Consider the following 18,896-nt stretch of genomic DNA (forward strand, 5'->3'; position numbering starts at 1 on the left):
GAGACGGGGTGGGGGGTGAGCGCCGACGGTTGGCGAAGACCCCCACCCTGCTCCGCTCCGCGATCGACCCTCCCCACAAGGGGGAGGGTAAAGCGCCCGCTACTTCCGCAGAGCCATCGGTCGTCCGAGCAGAAACCGGATGAAGTTGCCCGCGGTCCGCGGCGCCATGCGGGGCTGGGTTGCCTGTCGTGGCGCGCTTTGCCTTCGCGCTGGCACCTCGGGTTCGACACCCGGTCGGCCCACCGTAAAGGAGGGCCCCGAGACCGGCTTCCCCCTCAACACGTTGGCGGCGTTGTTGTCATGGATGACGATGCACCATTGCGCGCCCTTCGATGCCGCCACGACGGTGTTGAAGCGCGTCGCCATTTTTGCGTGGTGCTCGCTGTAGACGCCGCTCATCGCCGGCGATCTCCTTTCGACCAGCGTGCCGAACGCCGACGTGACATAGTCGTGGTGCGTGTAGCGTCCGCTTGCCGTGTCGAAATTCTGGCCGTCCGGAAAGGCAATGTAGAGCGGCTGCAGGTCCACCACACGCTTTTCGATCTCCCGGCGCGCGTAGTGCTCGACGCGCTCCATGAAGGTCGGCGCCAGCGCGTCGTCGCTGTCGAGCCGCGTGAGCGAAACATAGTCGGCATCGGTATCGGCCTGGACGAAGGCATTGAAGCGATCATTGTAATCCTCGCCCGCCTCGACAAGGATCGGCCTGACGTCGACACCGGCCACGCAGCTGCACACGGTGCGAATATAGTTCTCGTGCGTATCGGCATCGAACGCCACAAGGACGGTAAAATCCTTCAGCGACTGGCCTTCGAGCGACGACGCGCAATAGGTGTCGAACAACGCCAGGCGCTCGACCAGCCAGACCGGGTCGAGATTGGCGCGGCCCTTTCCGTCCCACTGGCTTGGCTTGAAGCCAGCGGCGATGTTGTAGCGTATGGCGATGTATTTCTTCAGGCCGGTGTCCATGGACCGACACTTAGTACATTCCGCTGATCTGCGACAACCAACGGCTGAGCGGCCACCCTCCCCCTTGTGGGGAGGGTCGGCTCGCGGTCGGAGCGAAGCGGAGATGGCGAGACGGGGTGGGGGTGAGCGCTGACGGTCGGCGAGGACCCCCACCCCGCTCCGCTACGCGGATCGACCCTCCCCACAAGGGGGAGGGTAAGCGCACTTCAAATATGCAGCGCGTGGCCCAGCGCCTTCAGCGCCGCTTCCTGGAAGCCTTCGCCTTGCGTCGGATGCGCATGGATGGTCCCGGCGATATCCTCCAGCCGCGCGCCCATTTCCAGCGCCAGCCCGAACGCCGCCGCCAGTTCCGACACGCCTTGCCCGACCGCCTGGATGCCCAGCACCAGATGGTTGTCCGCGCGGGCGACAACACGAACAAACCCGTCCTCGCCGAGTTTCGTCATCGCCCGGCCGTTGGCGGCGAAGGGGAACTGGCCGATCTTGATTTCGCCTGAAGCCTTCGCCTCCTCCGGCGTTAGCCCTGCCGTCACCAGCTCCGGATCGGTGAAGCAGACGGCCGGGATCGAGCGCTTGTCCCAGCTGCGCTTGTGGCCGGCGACGATCTCGGCCACCATTTCGCCTTGCGCCATCGCCCGGTGCGCCAGCATCGGCTCGCCGGTGACGTCGCCAATGGCATAGATGCCGCGCATCGAGGTGCGGCACTGGTCGTCGATCTTGATGAACTTGCCGGCCATGTCGAGATCGATCTGATTGAGGCCCCAGCCCTCCGTCACCGGCTTGCGGCCGACCGTGACCAGGATCTTGTCTGCCGCGATTTTGGTGCTCTTGCCGTCCGCGGTCTCGACCAGCAGCGCGTCGCCCTTGACCCCCTTGGCCTTGGCGCCAAGCATCACCTCGACGCCGAGCTGGGCCAGCCGTTTCACCACCGGCCGGGTCAGTTCCGCATCATACTGCGCCAGCACGCGCGGCAGCGCCTCGACCACGGTCACCGCGGCGCCCATTTTGGCGAACGCCATGCCGAGTTCCAGCCCGATATAGCCGCCGCCGACCACGGCGAGCTTTTTCGGCACCTCGCCGAGAGCCAGCGCTTCTGTGGATGAAATCACCGGGCCGCCGAACGGCAGGAACGGCAGTTCCACCGTCGCCGAGCCGGTGGCGATCACAACCGTTTCGGCGCGGATGATCTGGGTGCCGGTCTCGGTCTCGACCGCGACGGTCTTGCCGTCGCGGAACGTCGCCCAGCCATAGACGGTCTTGACCTTGGCCTTCTTCAGTAGCCCGGCAACGCCCCCGGTCAGCCGGCTAACAATGCCGTCCTTCCACGCAACCGTCTTGCCGAGATCGAGCACGGGCGCTGCTACCGAGATGCCGAGCGGACTGCTGCCGCCGGCCATATGCGCGACCTTCTCGAACTCTTCCGCCGCATGGATCATCGCCTTGGACGGGATGCAGCCGACATTGAGACAGGTGCCGCCCGGTTTGCCGGCTTCAACGATCACCGTATCGATGCCGAGCTGGCCGGCACGGATAGCGCAGACGTAGCCGCCGGGCCCGGCGCCGATGACCAGCAGCTTGCAGGAGATTTCTTTCATGGCATGACCCTTTGATGCGAGGGAATGTTCCGTCGCGATCCTTCGCGCCCCCCTCTGTCCTGCCGGACATCTCCCCCACGAGGAGGGAGATCAGCAGCTTCGTCGCTTCGCTCATTCCTGCAACGGTGAAGATTGGCGAAACCCTGCGTGACGTCCAATCTCCCCCTTGTGGGGAGATGCCTGGTAAGGCAGAGGGGGGCGCTGTCCCGCCGTCATCTCGCTTGTTCCGCCCCTCAATCCACAAATATCAGCGCCGGCGTCTCAATCAGCGCCTTGATGCGCTGCACAAACACCGCCGCATCCCAGCCGTCGACCACCCGGTGGTCGAAGCTCGATGACAGGTTCATCATCTTGCGCGGGATGAACTGGGTGCCGTCCCACACCGGCCGCACCATCATCTTGTTGACGCCGACGATCGCCACCTCAGGATGGTTGATGACCGGCGTCGTCGCCACGCCGCCCATGGCGCCGAGCGAGGTGATGGTGATGGTCGATCCCGACAGCTCGTCGCGGCTCGCCGTGCCCGACTTCGCCGCTTCGGCCAGGCGGTTGAGCTCGGCCGCGCAATCCCAGAGGTCGCGCGCCTCGGCATGCTTGACCACCGGCACCACCAGGCCCGACGGTGTCTGCGCGGCAATGCCGATATGGACGCCGCCATGCTGATGGATGATGCCCGCCTCGTCGTCGAACAGCGCGTTGATGTTGGGCTGGTCGGCAATCGCCTTGACCATCGCCCGCATCAGGAACGGCAGCAGCGTCAGCTTCGGCCTCTCCACACCCTTGCGCTTTTCCTTGTTGAGCGCCGCGCGCAACTCCTCAAGTGCTGTGACGTCGATCTCCTCGACATAGGTGATGTGCGGGATGCGTGACTTCGCCAGCGACATTTTTTCGGCGATCTTGCGCCGCAGTCCGATGACCTTGATATCCTCGACACTGTCATTGCGCGCCAGACCCGACGCCTTCGCTACCTGCGGTCCGCGTGCCAGGAATGCCTCTATATCTTCGTGGCTGATGCGGCCGGCAGGGCCGGTACCCGACACCTGGCGCAGATCGATCCCCGCCTCCTTTGCCCTGAGCCGGATGGCGGGCGACGCCAGGGGCTTTTCGCCCTCCGGGCGCGGCGCGCCGGAGGGTGCCGCACCTTTAGATGTCGGCGCAGCACCCCCACCCCTGGCCCCTCCCCACAAGGGGGAGGGGGATTCAGTCTCAGCTGCCCGTGCGCTTTTGGCTGCTGGTGCAGGTGCTGGCGACTTGGCGTAGGATTTCGTGGCCGAAACGCCTCCCTCTTGTGGGGGTCCGGAGGACGGGCGAGACCCGTGGCTCGCCCCGGCAGGGGTGGGGGTCGGTGCCGCCGTGACCTCTGACGATTTCGAGCCTTCCGCGACATTGCCCTCCCCCGCCACCTTCAGCCGCACGATGGGCGAGCCGATCGCCACCGTGTCGCCGATCTCGGCGCCCAGCCACAGGATCTCGCCATCGACCGGCGAAGGTATTTCCACCGTCGCCTTGTCGGTCATGACGGCGGCAAGCACCGAGTCCTCGCGCACGAGGTCGCCGACCTTGACGTGCCACTCCACAAGTTCGGCCTCGGCGACGCCTTCACCGACATCCGGCAGCTTGATGATGTGTTCGCCCATCCCTAGGCTCCCATGGTTTCGAGAAGCGCGCGGCCGACACGGGCCGGCCCCGGGAAATAATCCCATTCCTGCGCATGCGGGTAGGGCGTGTCCCAACCGGTGACGCGCGCCACCGGCGCTTCCAGATGGTAGAAACAATTTTCCTGCACCAGCGCCGACAGCTCGGCGCCGAAGCCGGAGGTCAGTGTCGCCTCGTGCACGACGACGCAGCGTCCGGTCTTCTTCACCGAAGCGACTATCGCGTCGAGATCGAGCGGCAGCAGGGTCCGCAAATCGATGATCTCGGCATCGATGCCGGTTTCTTCCACAGCCGCCTGCGCGACATAGACCATGGTGCCGTAGGCGAGCACGGTGACGGCCGAGCCCGCCCGGCGGATCGCCGCCTTGCCGAGCGGCACCGTGTAATGGCCGTCGGCGACCTCGCCCAGTTCATGCTTCGACCATGGCGTCACCGGTCGGTCGTGATGGCCATCGAACGGTCCGTTATAGAGCCGCTTCGGCTCCAGAAAAATCACCGGATCGGGATCCTCGATCGCCGCGATCAGCAGCCCCTTGGCATCATGAGGATTGGACGGCACCACCGTCTTCAGCCCCGACACATGGGTGAACAGCGCTTCCGGGCTCTGGCTGTGCGTCTGGCCGCCAAAAATGCCGCCGCCGGTCGGCATGCGGACAACGATCGGGCAGGTGAAATCGCCGTTCGAGCGGTAGCGCAGGCGTGCTGCTTCCTGCGTCAGCTGGTCGTAAGCCGGGTACATGTAGTCGGCAAACTGAATTTCCACGCATGGCTTCAGCCCATAGGCGGCCATGCCGATGGCGGAGCCGACAATGCCGGATTCGTTGATCGGCGCATCGAAGCAGCGGCTCTTGCCGTACTTCGCTTGCAGGCCTGCCGTGCAGCGGAAGACACCCCCGAAGAAGCCGACATCCTCGCCATAGACGATGACGCGTTCGTCGCGCGCCATCGACACGTCTATGGCGTCGCGGATCGCCTCGATCATGGTCCGTCTCGGCATGGTCAGACTCCCGCCTGCTGGCGCTGGCGCCTGAGATGCGGCGGCATCTCGGCAAACACGCCCTCGAACATCTCGCGCGTCGACGGCTTGCCGCCGGCATGCAGCGTGCCGTGGCCTTCAGCTTCCTTCTGCGCCGCGATCACCGTCTCGAGGATTTCCGCTTCGGCCTGGGCGTGACGCTCGTCCGACCAGACGCCGCGTTGGATCAGATGGTTCTTCAGCCGCATCACCGGATCGCCGAGCGGCCAGGCGTCGGATTCCGTCTTCGGCCGATAGGCCGACGGATCGTCCGAGCTCGAATGCGCGCCGGCACGGTAGGTGACATATTCGATCAGCGTCGGCCCGAGATTCTGCCGCGCCCGCTCCGCCGCCCATTTGGCCACGGCATGCACGGCGAGATAATCATTGCCGTCGACGCGCAGCGCCGGAATGCCGAAGCCGAGGCCGCGCGCGGCAAAGGTGCCGGAGCCGCCACGCGCAATGCCTTGAAACGTCGAGATCGCCCACTGGTTGTTGACGACGTTGAGGATGACCGGCGCCTTGTACGTCGAGGCGAACACCAGTGCGGAATGGAAATCGGATTCGGCCGTCGAGCCGTCGCCGATCCACGCCGCCGCGATTTTCGAATCGTTGCTGATAGCGGAAGCCATCGCCCAGCCGACCGCCTGGATGTATTGCGTCGCCAGATTGCCGGAGATCGAGAAGAAGCCATGCTCCTTCGACGAATACATGATCGGCAGCTGCCGCCCTTTGAGCGGATCGGCCTCGTTGGAATAGATCTGGTTCATCATCGTGACCATCGGATAGCCGTCGGCGATGAGCAGGCCGGCTTGCCGATAGGTCGGGAAATTCATGTCGCCTGGCGCCAGCGCCTTGCGGAAAGCGCAGCTCACCGCCTCTTCGCCCAGATGCTGCATGTAGAACGAGGTCTTGCCCTGGCGCTGCGCCATCTGCATGCGCGCATCGAAGCTGCGCAGCGTCATCATGTGGCGCAACCCCTCGAGCAACTCCTCGTCGGTGAGCAGCCCGGCCCACGGCCCGACCGCCTCACCGGTGCGGTTGAGCACACGGATGATGGAAAACGCCATGTCGCGGATGGTGCGCGGATCGACATCGATGTCCGGTCGCGGCACCGAGCCGGCCTTGGGGATAGGCACATTGGAGAAGTCGGGCGTTCCGCCCGGCCGCACTTCCGGCTCCGGCACATGAAACCGCAACATCCCAGAGGTCATGACCATGGTCCTCCCATTTGCCTGGCGTCGATATTTGCACATCCGCGCGCCCGGCACAGCGCCAATTCATGGGGCGCCGGAACCGATCCGGCGTCCCGGCCGGCAGGCGACCGCAAGATGCAGATATGTCGGCGAAATTTCTTGTCGATGTTGGGGAGCGGCGCGCAATTAGGCGCAAAGTTTTGCAGGATTTCCGGCAGATAGTCACTTCACGGCCTCCGGGAGAGATGAAGGCACCAAGGTCGGCGAACTCGCGCTTTCCTCCCCGTCGATCGGGGAGAGGTGTCGAGCGAAGCTCGACGGAGTGGGGGTCGACCCTTGGGGCCCTAGGCAATGCTTGAGATAGTGCCCTTCCTTTGTCCGTTCGCGGCGATTGCCAGGTGGCTCCCCCACTCCGTCTCGGCTTCGCCGAGCCACCTCTCCCCCTCCGGAGGGAGAGGAAGGGCGCTAGGGTCTCGAACTCTCTGGAGAACGTTCACTCAGCGACCGCATCATGCTAACCACCCTCCATGGCGCAGAAAAAAGGATATGAGGTCGATTCGTGGCTGGCGAAGCCTGACGCGCGCATATCGATCGTCCTGCTTTACGGACCCGACCGCGGCTTGGTCGCCGAGCGGGCCAAGGCCTTTGCCGCGAAAACCGGCCTGCCTCTCGACGATCCGTTCTCCGTCGTCCGGCTCGACGGCGCGGAGGTCGATCGCGACCAGGGCCGGCTGCTGGACGAAGCCCGCACCGTGCCGATGTTCTCCGACCGGCGGCTTCTGTGGGTGCGCAACGCCAGCGGCCAGAAGGCGCTGGCCGACGACGTGAAGGCGCTGACTGCGGAGCCCGCGCGCGACGCGATCATTCTCATCGAGGCCGGCGACCTGAAAAAGGGCGTCGGACTGCGCGCGATCGTCGAGGCCGCCGACACCGCCATGGCGCTGCCTTGCTACGCCGATGAAGCCCGCGACATCGATAGCGTCATCGACGACGAGTTGCGCAAGGCCGGCATGTCGATGGCGCTCGACGCACGCCAGGCGCTGCGCCGCAATCTCGGGGGCGACCGGCTGGCCTCGCGCGGTGAAATCGAAAAGCTGGTGCTTTACGCCCACGGCCAGAAGGACATTGGCCTCGATGACGTCAGGGCGATGTCTGGCGACGTTTCCGGCGCCTCCTTCGACGACGCGGTCGATGCTGTGCTGGAAGGCAAGATCGGTGACTTCGACACCGCCTTCACCCGCCACTGCCTGTCCGGCGGCCATCCTTTCCTGGTGCTGTCCTCGGCGATGCGGCAGCTGCAGCAGCTTCAGGTCATGCGCGGCCAGATGGACACCGCCGGCCGCAACGCCGCCTCGGCCATGGCCGGCGCCCGTCCGCCGGTGTTTTTCTCGCGGCGCAAGCTGGTGGAGAAGGCGCTGGAGCGCTGGAACGTCGAGGCGCTCAGCCGCGCGCTGAACCGGCTGCAATCGGCCGTGCTGCAGACCAGGCGCAGGCCGGATTTGTCGGAAGCGCTGGCACGGCAGGCGCTGCTCAGCATTGCGGTGGAGAGCGCGAGGCTGGCGCAGCGGTGATCTCCCCCCTTGAGGGGGAGATGTCGCCAAAGGCGACAGAGGGGGTCGCCGCGCGTGGAGCGCTGGCGCTTTCGCAACGACAAACGAGGTCGGCGCTTGATGCGAGACGACCCCTTCTTGCCTGCCGGCCATCTCCCCCTCAAGGGGGGAGATCAGCAGTTCGATCCCTTCGGCAATAGCCAATAAAAAGAAGGGCCGGCACCGCCAGCCCTTCATCCTAAGCCAGAACTTCATTCGCCGGCTAAATATGGCGCAACCTCAACCTTCTACCGCTCGTCCTTCAACCGCCGGCATAGCTCGTCGAGCTGCTCCAGGCTGCGGTAGTCCACGCGGATCGCGCCGCCCTTGCCCTTGTGCTCGATGGTCACGATCATGCCGATCGTGTTGGTCATCAGCTTTTCCAGCGCCAGCGTGTCGGCATCCTTGCCCGATACGCCGTGTGATCGTTTTGCCTTGGGCGGCGTGCCGCCCGCCGGCATCTGCGCCAGCGCTTCAGCCTGGCGCACCGAAAGCCCCTCCTCGACAATCTGCTTGGCGAGCCCAGCTGGATCCTGCGCCGTGACCAGCGTGCGGGCGTGACCGGCTGACAGCGCGCCGTCGACCAGCATGTCTCGGATGACGTCGGGCAGCTTCAGCAGCCGCAGCGTGTTGGCGACGTGGCTGCGGCTCTTGCCGATGACATTGCCGAGATCGGCCTGGGTGTAGCCGTGATCGTCGATCAACTGCTGGTAACCCAGCGCCTCCTCGACCGGATTGAGGTCGGTGCGCTGGACGTTCTCGATGATCGCCAGTTCGAGCGCCGTGCGGTCGTTGACGTCGCGCACGATGATCGGAATCTCGGTCAGCCCGGCGCGCTGCGCGGCGCGCCAGCGTCGCTCGCCGGCGATGATCTCATAGCGCCCGGCCTGCGTCGGCGAAGGCCGCGCCACTACCGGCTGCACCACGCCATGTTCGCGGATCGACTGGGCGAGATCGGTGAGGTCGGCGTCGCCAAAGTGCCGGCGCGGGTTTTTCGGGTTCGGGCTCAGGAACTCTATCGGCACCTTGCCGTCCGCATTCAAGCCCGGCTTTTCGGCTGCCACCGGGCGGTCGATCTCGCCGATCAGCGCCGCCAGTCCACGCCCCAGTCTCTTTCTCGAAAGGTCTTCGCTCATCTCAATTCCAGATTCTTGATCGTTTCGGTGACGGATCGGCTTTGTTTATCGACCCTGCCTAGTCAAGCGGCGCGCAATTTGCGCTCGCGGCGGATCACTTCGGACGCCAGCTGCAGATAGGCCTGGCTGCCTGAGCACTTGAGATCGTAGAGGATTGCCGGCTTGCCGTAGGACGGCGCCTCGGACACCCGCACATTCCTAGGAATGATCGTCTCGTAGACTTTGTCGCCCATGTGTGCCCGCACGTCCTGCACCACCTGGTTGGCGAGGTTGTTGCGGCCGTCATACATGGTCAGCACGATGCCCTGGATGATCAGGTCTGGATTGATCGAACGACGCACCTGCTCCACCGTTTCCAGGAGTTGGCTTAGCCCTTCCAGCGCGAAGAACTCGCACTGCAGCGGCACAAGAACAGAATCGGCTGCCGCCATTGAATTTAAAGTCAAAAGGTTGAGCGAGGGCGGGCAGTCGATCAGCACATAGCCGAACGGCGCACCGCGCTCGGTGGCGGCGCGGAGCGCGTTGCGCAGCTTAAGCACGCGATCCGGCGCCGAGGCGATTTCCATCTCGATGCCGAGCAGATCGAGCGTCGACGGCACGATCGACAGGCCGGGCACCGCAGTCGGAATGGCGGCCTCTTCCAGGCCCAGTTCGCCGGTCAGCACATCGTAGGACGAGACGGTGCGGTCCTTGCGGTCGATACCGAGACCGGTCGAGGCATTGCCTTGCGGGTCGAGATCGACGATCAGCACCTTTTCGCCGATGGCGGCCAGCGCCGTGGCCAGATTGATGGCGGTGGTGGTCTTGCCGACGCCGCCCTTCTGGTTGGCGACGGTGATGATGCGAGGTCCGGTTTTCATGGGTCTGTGCCAGGTATTCATTGCGTCGCCAAGGTTGCGAAGGAGAGCTTACGCCGTCCGCAGATCGGTCACTTCGAGGATGACGCCATGGGCGTCGGTCATGCTCGGATGTTCTACCAGATCGAAAGCCCAGCGGTGAGTGCTTTCTTCCACCTCGGAGCGGTAATCCCGGCCTTTGTGGAACAGCGCCCGCGATCCCTTGGTTAGCCACGGCGCCGACAGATCGAGCAGCGCCGGCAGCGCGGCAAGCGCCCGCGCCGTGATGATTTCCGGTGCGGAAACAAGCGCATAGCTGTCGTCGATGCGCCGGGCGACGACCCGTGCCGGCAAACCGAACTGGCCAATGACCGCCTGTAAAAACGATGCTTTCTTGCGGTTGCTCTCGACCAGATCGATCGACGCGCCATCGCGTTCGACCAGCAGGAAGGCCATTACCAGGCCCGGAAAACCGCCGCCCGAACCGAGATCGGCCCAGCATTTGGCCTGCGGTGCGATTCGCGCCAGCTGCGCGCTATCCAGAATATGGCGGCCCCAGACATCGTCCAGCGTCGACGGCGCGGCCAGATTGATGCTGCGGTTCCATTTCAGGAACAACTGTTCGAACGTCACCAACCGATCGAATGTTTCACGTGAAACCGGTCCCGCGGCCTCTTGCAGGCTCGCCCATGAGGCAGCGCTCACGCAACGGCCCTTTGGGCGGCCGATTCGGCGTTGCGGACGTGCGCGACGATGATGGCCAGCGCCGCCGGCGTCATGCCTTCCATACGCTGCGCGTCAGCGATCGACCGGGGCTGACGCGTTAGCATCTTCTGCTTCAGCTCATTGGACAGGCCAGGAACATCGGCGAAATCCACCGACGCCGGGATCAGCCGGCTTTCCTCGCGGCGGATCTGTCCGACATCCGCCTGCTGGCGATCAAGGTAAACCGAATATTTCGCTTCCGTTTCGAGCCGCTCAGCGGTTTTGACGTCGATTGCGCCAAAGGCCGGCGCAACACGGGCCAGCCAGGCTATATCGACGCCGGGATGAGCGAGCAATTCATAAGCGGAGCGGCGCACGCCGTCCCTGTTGATCTCCAGCCCATGCCGCGCCGCTTCGTTGGGCGTCATCGTCGTCGCAACTGCGAGTTCGCGCGCCCTATCAAGATCCTGTGTGACTTGATTGAACCGCTGGGTCCGCTCCGGCGACACGATACCAAGCCGATTTGCCAGAGGCGTAAGCCTTTCATCGGCATTGTCGGCGCGCAGCGATAGGCGAAACTCCGCCCGCGAAGTGAACATGCGGTAGGGCTCGGCAATGCCGCGGCTGGTGAGGTCGTCGACCATCACACCGATATAGGCTTCGGTGCGGCTGAGCACGATTTGGTCGTCGGCCGCCGCCTTGCGCGCGGCGTTGAGCCCGGCGAGCAGGCCCTGCGCTCCGGCTTCTTCATAACCGGTGGTGCCGTTGATCTGACCGGCTAGGAAAAGCCCCGCGATACGTTTGGCCTCAAGCGTCGGCTCCAACTCGCGCGGATCGACATGGTCGTATTCGATGGCGTAGCCGGGCTGCAGCATGGTCGCCCGCTCTAGCCCGGGTATAGTTTTGAGAATGTCGAGTTGCACATCCTCGGGCAGGGAGGTCGAAATGCCATTGGGGTAGACCGTGTCGTCGTCCAGCCCTTCCGGCTCGAGGAATATCTGATGACCTTCGCGATCGCCGAACTTGACGATCTTGTCTTCGATCGACGGGCAATAGCGTGGTCCGACCCCCTCTATCGAGCCGGAATACATGGCGGAGCGGCCGAGATTGGCGCGGATCAGCTCGTGCGTCGCCGGTGTCGTACGCGTGATGCCGCAATGGATTTGCGGATTCTTGATTGTGTCGGTGAGCAGCGAGAACGGCACTGGATGTTCGTCGGCCGCCTGGCTTTCCAGCGACGCCCAGTCGATGGTGCGGCCATCGAGCCGCGGCGGCGTGCCGGTCTTCAGCCGTCCAAGCGCGAAACCGGCGCGGCTCATCGTCGCCGACAGGCCAAGGCTCGCCTGCTCGTTCATCCGCCCCGCGACAATCTTCCTGTCGCCAATGTGGATGAGGCCGCGAAGAAAAGTGCCGGTGGTCAGGACGACTGCACCGCACGCCAACCGGCGCCCGTCGGCCAGGAGCACAGCGGCGATGCGTCCATCCACGATGTCGAAGTCCAGAACCTCGCCTTCGACGACGTCGAGACCGTTCTGCTGCCGAATCGCTTCCTGCATGGCCAGCCGGTAAAGCTTGCGGTCGGCCTGCGTGCGCGGCCCGCGCACGGCAGGGCCTTTGCGGCGATTGAGCAGGCGGAATTGGATGCCGGCAGCATCGGCGATGCGGCCCATCAGCCCGTCCATGGCGTCGATCTCACGCACCAGATGGCCCTTCCCGAGGCCGCCGATCGCCGGATTGCAGGACATGACACCGATCGTGTCGAAGCGCAGCGTGATCAGCGCGGTCCTGGCACCGACGCGCGCGGCAGCGCTCGCAGCCTCGCACCCGGCATGGCCACCGCCCACCACAACCACATCATAGTGATCGATCATTGTCCCTTCCAGATTCAGAGATTTCCCGACACATGTCCCCACGAGAGGACGCTGTCAAGGATTTGCAGGTGATTCGTTCGCGTGGAACGGAGTGCTGAAAGCCGCAGAGGTGTTTCACGTGAGTCATGGAAGCAGCGAAGCCTCGGTTGGCGCTGCCCCTCATCTACCTGCCGCATCTTCTCCCCATGAATGGGGACAATGAGGCGCGGTGCAGGCTTTCGGCCACTTGCCCTTTTGCCAAACGTCTCGTTTCACGTGAAACGCACTTGGGCGGCCCCCCAATGTTTCACGTGAGTCACTCACACCGCGCGCCCCCCTGTTTCACGTGAGTCACTTTCCAATGCAAAACTGCGAAAAAATCACGTCCAGCAGGTCCTCGACATCCACTGCGCCGACAATCCGGCCAAGCCGGTCGGCGGCAAGGCGCAGTTCTTCCGCCCGCAGCTCCTGGCCGCGCTCTTGCCCCGACAAAGCCGAGATCAGAAAGCGCCTGGTCTCATTGAGCAGCTCCACATGCCGCAACCGAGACGGCAGGATGTCACCGGCATCGCCGATAGCAGCCGCGGCGCGCCTGCCGATCTCGGCCAGCAGTTCAGCCAAACCAGTGCCGTCCACCGTCGATATCAACGCATCATACGCCTCAAATCGCGGCGAACCTTTCAAGAGATCGACCTTGGTGCCGATTCTCAAAGCCGGGGCGTCGACAGGCATGTTGCCGATCGCAGTAGGGTCCGCCAGATCTTCCAGCAACAGCACCAGGTCAGCCGTGTGCGCCTTGGCCCGCGCCTTTTCGATACCGATCGCTTCGATCTTGCCGGGCGACTCGCGCAGGCCCGCGGTGTCGGTTACCCTGACCCGCACTCCGTGGAGATCCAGCACCACTTCGAGCAAATCCCGCGTCGTGCCGGGCTCGTCGGTAACAATCGCCGCCTCACGTCTGGCCAGCGCATTGAAAAGGCTGGATTTTCCGGCATTCGGTGCACCGAGGATGACAACCTCAAACCCGTCACGGATGATCTCGGCGGCATGGAAGCCATCGACATGCCGGCCGATCTCGCCCACCATTGCGCGCACATCGGACCAAACCGTGTCCGAAACCGAACCGGGCACGTCGTCTTCGTCGGCGAAGTCGATTTCCGCCTCGATCATCGCCCGTGCATGGATCAGCCGACGGCGCCAGCCAAGATAGAGTTCGCTTTGCACTCCTTCGGCATTCTGCACGGCAAAGCGCCGCTGCGCTTCGGTTTCGGCATTGACCAGATCGGCCAACGCCTCCGTCTCGACCAGATCCAGCTTGCCGTTGAGAAGAGCCCGGCGCGTAAATTCACCAGGTTCCGCATGACGCACGCCGTCAAACCCGGCAATGATCTCCAGCATCTTGCCGGCCACGGCGCGGCCGCCATGGACGTGGAACTCGGCGACATCCTCGCCGGTAAAACTGTTCGGCCCAGGAAAAAACAGCACCAGGCCGTTGTCGATAAGCGAACCGTCCACCGTTCGGAGCTTGCGCAGGGTTGCAACCCGGTCCTTGACCTTGCCACCGGCAACCGTTTCGACGACGAATCGAGTCTTCGGTCCGGAAATGCGGATGACAGCGATGCCGGCGGGCAGGCGCCCGCTGGAAAGCGCAACGATCGAATCGCCTGAAATCATTTGCCCTTCTCACCGGTCGCCTAGCTGTCCGGTCGACAATCCCACAGTGTCGCGGCCGTCATGAACCGGCTGTTCGTCAATATCAAGGTCGATCGCGAGGAGCGGCCGGACATTACCAAATCTGTATAGCCGCCTGTCATCCATGTGCGAGCAGGCGGGTCCTATCCCGACGCCAAGCAGTTCTGGGCGGGCCAGCAAGCCCTACGGCAGGCCGGCATCGTTAATGCCTGTTCCTGGCCCGGAACCGTGAAGCTGGAGCCCATCTCCCCATGAGGCAAGCCTCGTTCCGGTTGCGAATCGGAAATCCCGACCCGCGTCACGCCGATCGTCTCCGCGATCGGAACGGATGCGAATCGATCGAACATTGGCCAGTGGCATCCGGCCGCCAACCGGCAGACCGGAGCTATGCACCGGCTATCCTGCCCGTGGCGCCGGATCCGTAGGAACCGAGCCGCTGTTGCGACGGCAGGTCAACCGGTGTTTCCGTCCAACGCCGAAGGAAGCGGCGTCGCATCACTGGATGGCGACCGCGGCCCGAACAGCAAATCCTTGGCCGCGACCACCGCTCCGACCGTGATCAGGATGCAAGCAACAGCCACCGACCAGTGAAACACACCAAAGCCTGCCAGCAGAAGCACGATGACCGAGAAGAGGGGCGCGGCATAGGAGAGGGCGCCGAGGATCATGATGTCCCCGTGCTTGCAGCCATAGTCCCAGGCGTAAAAGCCGGCGCCTAGCGGTATTACGCCCAAGATGACGATGGCGCTCCACTGCGTCGCAGTCTGTGGCCAGACGGTGGTCTCAAGGGTGAGGTGCAGCACCAAGGCGACCGCAGCCGTGATGAAGCAGTAACCGACGACCACATCGGTCGGCACCTTGCCAAAGCGGCGCGATAAAACCGAATAGCCGGCCCAGATGAAAGCGCAGAACAGCGCGATGACATGCCCCTTCATCACACCATTGGCCAGTCCGATCGTGCCGCCCTTGGTGATCACCACAATGGCGCCGGCAAAGCCGAGCATGACGCCGGCAATGTGATGGGCCCTCAGCTTTTCTCCAGGCAGGAAGGCGGCAAAGACGACGATCAGCAACGGCCAGAGATAGGCGATCAGGCTGACCTCGACCGGCGGCGCCGACTGGATGGCGAAGAAATAGGCGCAGTGATAGATGCACAGCCCCGCTGTGCCGAGCGCCCAGACCTGCCACGGCTGGCGCAGCGACTTGATCGCCGCCGGACGGACAAGCCAGCTCGACGCGCCGACCAACCCGCCAAGCAGAAATGTCATCGCCGCCAGCTGAAAGGGCGGAATCGGTCCCGCCGCCGTCGAAAGCAGCGCCAAGAACGACCATGTCAGGATGGCCGAGAAGCCGATCAGGGTTGGGATTGCTTTCTCCATGCGGCTTCCGATCTTCGAGACGCGATTACTCGCATGACGACAGCTATGGAAATTGCCGCCCAAGGCCACGCCCTGTCGGAAATGCGACCTGTTTGCCCCCGCAATGAAAAACCCCGTCCCAGTTCCCGGAACGGGGCTTCAATGCGAAACGATGGCCGACGAGAAGCTTACGTGTTCATTGAATCGAAGAAATCGGCGTTGGTCTTGGTCTGCTTCAGCTTGTCGATCAGGAACTCGATCGCGTCGGTGGTTCCCATCGGCGCCAGGATGCGGCGCAGGACGAAGATCTTCTGCAGATCCTGCTTGGAGACCAGCAGGTCCTCCTTGCGGGTGCCCGACTTCAAGATGTCCATGGCCGGGTAGATGCGCTTGTCGGCGACCTTGCGGTCGAGCTGGATTTCGCAGTTGCCGGTGCCCTTGAACTCTTCGAAGATGACTTCGTCCATGCGGCTGCCGGTGTCGATCAGCGCGGTGGCGATGATGGTCAGCGAGCCGCCTTCCTCGATGTTGCGGGCCGCGCCGAAGAAGCGCTTCGGCCGCTGTAGCGCGTTGGCGTCGACACCGCCGGTCAGCACCTTGCCGGAGGACGGCACAACGGTGTTGTAGGCACGGCCGAGGCGGGTGATCGAATCGAGCAGAATAACGACGTCGCGGCCATGCTCGACCAGGCGCTTGGCCTTTTCGATGACCATTTCGGCGACCTGGACGTGGCGCACCGCCGGTTCGTCAAAGGTCGAGGACACGACCTCGCCCTTCACCGAACGCTGCATGTCGGTCACTTCTTCTGGCCGTTCGTCGATCAGAAGTACGATCAGATAGCATTCCGGATGATTGGCCGTGATCGAGTGGGCGATATTCTGCATCAGCACCGTTTTGCCGGTACGCGGCTGCGCGTTGATGAGCGCGCGCTGTCCCTTGCCGATCGGCGCCACCAGGTCGATCACCCGCGACGAGATGTCCTTGCCGGTCGGATTGTCGATCTCCATCTTCAGCCGCTTGGTCGGATAGAGCGGCGTCAGATTGTCGAAATGGATCTTGTGACGGATCTTTTCGGGATCGTCGAAATTGATCGTGTTGACCTTGAGAAGGGCGAAATAGCGCTCGCCCTCTTTTGGGCTGCGGATCGGCCCTTCGACGGTATCGCCGGTCTTCAAGGAGAAGCGGCGGATCTGCGAGGGCGAGATGTAGATATCGTCGGGACCCGGCAGATAATTGGCGTTGGCTGAGCGCAGGAAGCCGAAACCGTCCTGCAGCAACTCGACCACACCATCGCCGATGATCTCGACGTCCTGGGCGGCCAATTTCTTCAGGATGGCAAACATCAGTTCCTGCTTGCGCATGACGCTGGCGTTTTCCACTTCGAGCGATTCGGCATAGGCGATCAGCTCTGGCGGCTTCTTGTTCTTGAACTCTGCGAGTTTCATTTCTTGCATAGACGGACTCTGAATCTGCTTTGGGGAAAATATATCGGCTGGATGCGATAAATGCCGGGCGCGGCCGAAAGCAATCAAGGGCGGCGCATGACGGGAAGGAAGACCCGTCTTTTATCGTCGGTCGGGGGAAAGAGCAAGCTGCGTTTTGTCGACCGAAATGGGCCTAGAACGGCTTGACGACAACCAGGATGACGATGGCGATCATCAGCAATGTGGGGATCTCGTTGACGATTCGCCAGTGCCGCGCCGGTTTTTCATTGCGGTCCTCGGCGAATTTCCTGACAGCACCGGCCAGATAGCCATGCACGCCCGACAGCAACAGCACCAAGCCTATCTTGGCGTGCAGCCAGCCGCCGTGAAAGCCAAACACTTTCCAGGCAAGCCAAAGCCCGAACACCCAGGTGACGATCATCGCCGGATTGATGATGCCGCGCAGCAGACGCCGCTCCATCACCTTGAAGGTCTCCGATTGGACGGACCCCTTCTCTGTGTCGGCGTGGTAGACCAGCAATCGCGGCAGATAGAGCATGCCGGCCATCCAGGAGATGACGGCCAGGATATGGATTGCCTTCGCCCAGGGATAGAAACCCTCAGGCGCAAAGAAAAACAAAAGTGCGGTGAGAACAACCAGCACTCCGATGCCGATGGTCATCCGCATCATCGCCCCACGAGTGCTGTTGCCGCCCGTATTATCCGATTGAGCCATCAGCGTGTCGCGCTCCGCACCTGCTTCACCATCGCCTCGACATGCGCCACCGGCGTCTCCGGCGTAATGCCATGGCCGAGATTGAAGATCAGCGGTCCGTCGCCCAGTGCCTTGAGGATCGCATCGACGCCGTCCGACAGGGCTTTGCCGCCAGCCACGAGCCGCAAGGGATCGAGATTGCCCTGGACCGCCCCTGAATGCTGCAGTTCGTTCGCAGCCGACAGGGGCACGGTCCAGTCGATCCCCAGCCCCGTCACCCCGGTCTTCTCACGATAGGTCTCGTAGCGGGCGCCGGCGCCCTTGGGAAAGCCTATGATCGGAACATCGCGATGAACCGCACGAACTTGCCTGACGATCTCCGCCACCGGTTGCACGCAGAACTGCTCGAAAGACGCATCATCAAGCACGCCGGACCAGGAATCGAAAATCTGCACCACGTCGGCACCGGCTTCGATCTGGCGGATCAAATAGGCCGCGGAGTGATCGGCGAGCACTTTCAGGAGATGCTTGAAGGCCGTCGGTTCGCGATAGGCAAACAGCCGCGCCGGCGCTTGGTCGGGTGTGCCGTGGCCAGCGATCATGTAGGTCGCCACCGTCCACGGCGCGCCGCAGAAGCCGATCAGCGTGGTCTCGTCAGGCAATCTTGCCCGCAGCCGGCGAATCGTTTCGTAGACCGGTTCGAGATTCACGTGAAACGTTTCACTGTTGAGAGCCGAAATCTCAGCTGCAGTGATTGGCGTCAGCAGCGGCCCGCGGCCCTCCTCGAAGCGGACATCGCGTCCCAGCGCATGCGGCACGACCAGAATGTCAGAGAACAGGATCGAGGCATCGAAGCCGAAGCGCTCGATCGGCTGCAGCGTCACTTCGACAGCCAGATCAGGATTGTAGCAAAGATCGAGAAAGGACCCGGCGCGCTTTCTGGTCTCGCGGTACTCCGGCAAATAGCGCCCGGCCTGGCGCATCATCCAGAGCGGCGGCGGAAACACTGCCTCGCCTCTCAGCACGTCCAGCACGATGCGGTTCTCGGGCATTGAGCGCTCTCTTCCCTGCCTTCTCTATAATTAAATAGTCTATTTCTAGAATTTTCTGATTCTAAGAGTCTGTTGGTATCGGTGGTTGTCACCTGTCCCGCTTTGCCCTGG

At 63.4% G+C, this 18,896-nt stretch carries 15 protein-coding genes and 1 pseudogene; 2 read left to right on the plus strand and 14 right to left on the minus strand.

The window, feature by feature from the left end; genetic code table 11:
* Window positions 1–99 precede the first annotated feature (99 nt).
* The 5 genes from NLY37_RS22940 to NLY37_RS22960 all read right to left on the minus strand — a co-directional run bounded on the left by NLY37_RS22940 (window position 100) and on the right by NLY37_RS22960 (window position 6,446).
* A complete protein-coding gene (locus tag NLY37_RS22940; RefSeq protein WP_023742031.1) occupies window positions 100–966 on the minus strand; it encodes a glycosyltransferase in 867 nt (288 codons plus the stop codon).
* Between the two features lie 206 nt (window positions 967–1,172).
* Window positions 1,173–2,561: a dihydrolipoyl dehydrogenase gene (lpdA, locus tag NLY37_RS22945; protein ID WP_023742030.1), complete on the minus strand. Its 1,389-nt coding sequence runs from the start codon at window positions 2,559–2,561 to the stop codon at window positions 1,173–1,175.
* A gap of 233 nt (window positions 2,562–2,794) precedes the next feature.
* Entirely contained in the window at window positions 2,795–4,198 is a 1,404-nt protein-coding gene (locus NLY37_RS22950) for a dihydrolipoamide acetyltransferase family protein (RefSeq protein ID WP_023742029.1), read from the minus strand.
* 2 nt (window positions 4,199–4,200) lie between these two features.
* Entirely contained in the window at window positions 4,201–5,214 is a 1,014-nt protein-coding gene (locus tag NLY37_RS22955; protein WP_023742028.1) for an alpha-ketoacid dehydrogenase subunit beta, read from the minus strand.
* 2 nt (window positions 5,215–5,216) lie between these two features.
* The gene (locus tag NLY37_RS22960) at window positions 5,217–6,446 is read right to left on the minus strand and encodes a 3-methyl-2-oxobutanoate dehydrogenase (2-methylpropanoyl-transferring) subunit alpha (protein ID WP_031246240.1); all 1,230 of its coding nucleotides are present in this window, start codon (window positions 6,444–6,446) and stop codon (window positions 5,217–5,219) included.
* A gap of 509 nt (window positions 6,447–6,955) precedes the next feature.
* Here NLY37_RS22960 and holA point away from each other — a divergent pair.
* Complete coding sequence (holA, locus tag NLY37_RS22965) at window positions 6,956–7,999, plus strand: DNA polymerase III subunit delta (RefSeq protein WP_023740157.1); 1,044 nt, start codon at window positions 6,956–6,958, stop codon at window positions 7,997–7,999.
* A gap of 266 nt (window positions 8,000–8,265) precedes the next feature.
* On the opposite strand, the gene NLY37_RS22970 is transcribed toward holA, so the two are convergent.
* The 5 genes from NLY37_RS22970 to mnmE all read right to left on the minus strand — a co-directional run bounded on the left by NLY37_RS22970 (window position 8,266) and on the right by mnmE (window position 14,218).
* Window positions 8,266–9,153 carry a ParB/RepB/Spo0J family partition protein gene (locus tag NLY37_RS22970; protein WP_023742026.1) on the minus strand — a complete coding sequence of 296 codons (888 nt, stop codon included), beginning with the start codon at window positions 9,151–9,153 and terminating at the stop codon, window positions 8,266–8,268.
* 62 nt (window positions 9,154–9,215) lie between these two features.
* Window positions 9,216–10,013, minus strand: a complete 798-nt coding sequence (locus NLY37_RS22975; RefSeq protein ID WP_023672118.1) for a ParA family protein — start codon at window positions 10,011–10,013, stop codon at window positions 9,216–9,218.
* 48 nt (window positions 10,014–10,061) lie between these two features.
* The gene (rsmG, locus tag NLY37_RS22980; protein ID WP_023742025.1) at window positions 10,062–10,694 is read right to left on the minus strand and encodes a 16S rRNA (guanine(527)-N(7))-methyltransferase RsmG; all 633 of its coding nucleotides are present in this window, start codon (window positions 10,692–10,694) and stop codon (window positions 10,062–10,064) included.
* The gene (gene mnmG, locus NLY37_RS22985) at window positions 10,691–12,565 is read right to left on the minus strand and encodes a tRNA uridine-5-carboxymethylaminomethyl(34) synthesis enzyme MnmG (protein ID WP_023742024.1); all 1,875 of its coding nucleotides are present in this window, start codon (window positions 12,563–12,565) and stop codon (window positions 10,691–10,693) included. The genes rsmG and mnmG overlap by 4 nt, the downstream gene beginning before the upstream one ends.
* Before the next feature lie 330 nt (window positions 12,566–12,895).
* Window positions 12,896–14,218 carry a tRNA uridine-5-carboxymethylaminomethyl(34) synthesis GTPase MnmE gene (gene mnmE / locus NLY37_RS22990; RefSeq protein ID WP_023742023.1) on the minus strand — a complete coding sequence of 441 codons (1,323 nt, stop codon included), beginning with the start codon at window positions 14,216–14,218 and terminating at the stop codon, window positions 12,896–12,898.
* 36 nt (window positions 14,219–14,254) lie between these two features.
* Between mnmE and NLY37_RS30950 the strand changes: the two are divergent.
* Window positions 14,255–14,431 (plus strand): annotated as a pseudogene (locus NLY37_RS30950) (DUF255 domain-containing protein); the annotation flags it as partial.
* Between the two features lie 257 nt (window positions 14,432–14,688).
* Here the strand turns inward: NLY37_RS30950 and yddG are convergent.
* The 4 genes from yddG to hemE all read right to left on the minus strand — a co-directional run bounded on the left by yddG (window position 14,689) and on the right by hemE (window position 18,785).
* Window positions 14,689–15,615, minus strand: a complete 927-nt coding sequence (gene yddG / locus NLY37_RS23000; protein WP_023742022.1) for an aromatic amino acid exporter YddG — start codon at window positions 15,613–15,615, stop codon at window positions 14,689–14,691.
* Window positions 15,616–15,782: 167 nt separating this feature from the next.
* Window positions 15,783–17,048: a transcription termination factor Rho gene (gene rho / locus NLY37_RS23005; RefSeq protein ID WP_023672113.1), complete on the minus strand. Its 1,266-nt coding sequence runs from the start codon at window positions 17,046–17,048 to the stop codon at window positions 15,783–15,785.
* 163 nt (window positions 17,049–17,211) lie between these two features.
* Window positions 17,212–17,754: a protoporphyrinogen oxidase HemJ gene (hemJ, locus tag NLY37_RS23010; protein ID WP_023742021.1), complete on the minus strand. Its 543-nt coding sequence runs from the start codon at window positions 17,752–17,754 to the stop codon at window positions 17,212–17,214.
* The gene (hemE, locus tag NLY37_RS23015) at window positions 17,754–18,785 is read right to left on the minus strand and encodes a uroporphyrinogen decarboxylase (protein ID WP_023742020.1); all 1,032 of its coding nucleotides are present in this window, start codon (window positions 18,783–18,785) and stop codon (window positions 17,754–17,756) included. Before hemE ends, hemJ begins: the two co-directional genes overlap by 1 nt.
* Window positions 18,786–18,896: the final 111 nt, after the last annotated feature.

This window comes from Mesorhizobium sp. C395A, from assembly GCF_030323205.1.
Classification (GTDB): Bacteria; Pseudomonadota; Alphaproteobacteria; order Rhizobiales; family Rhizobiaceae; genus Mesorhizobium.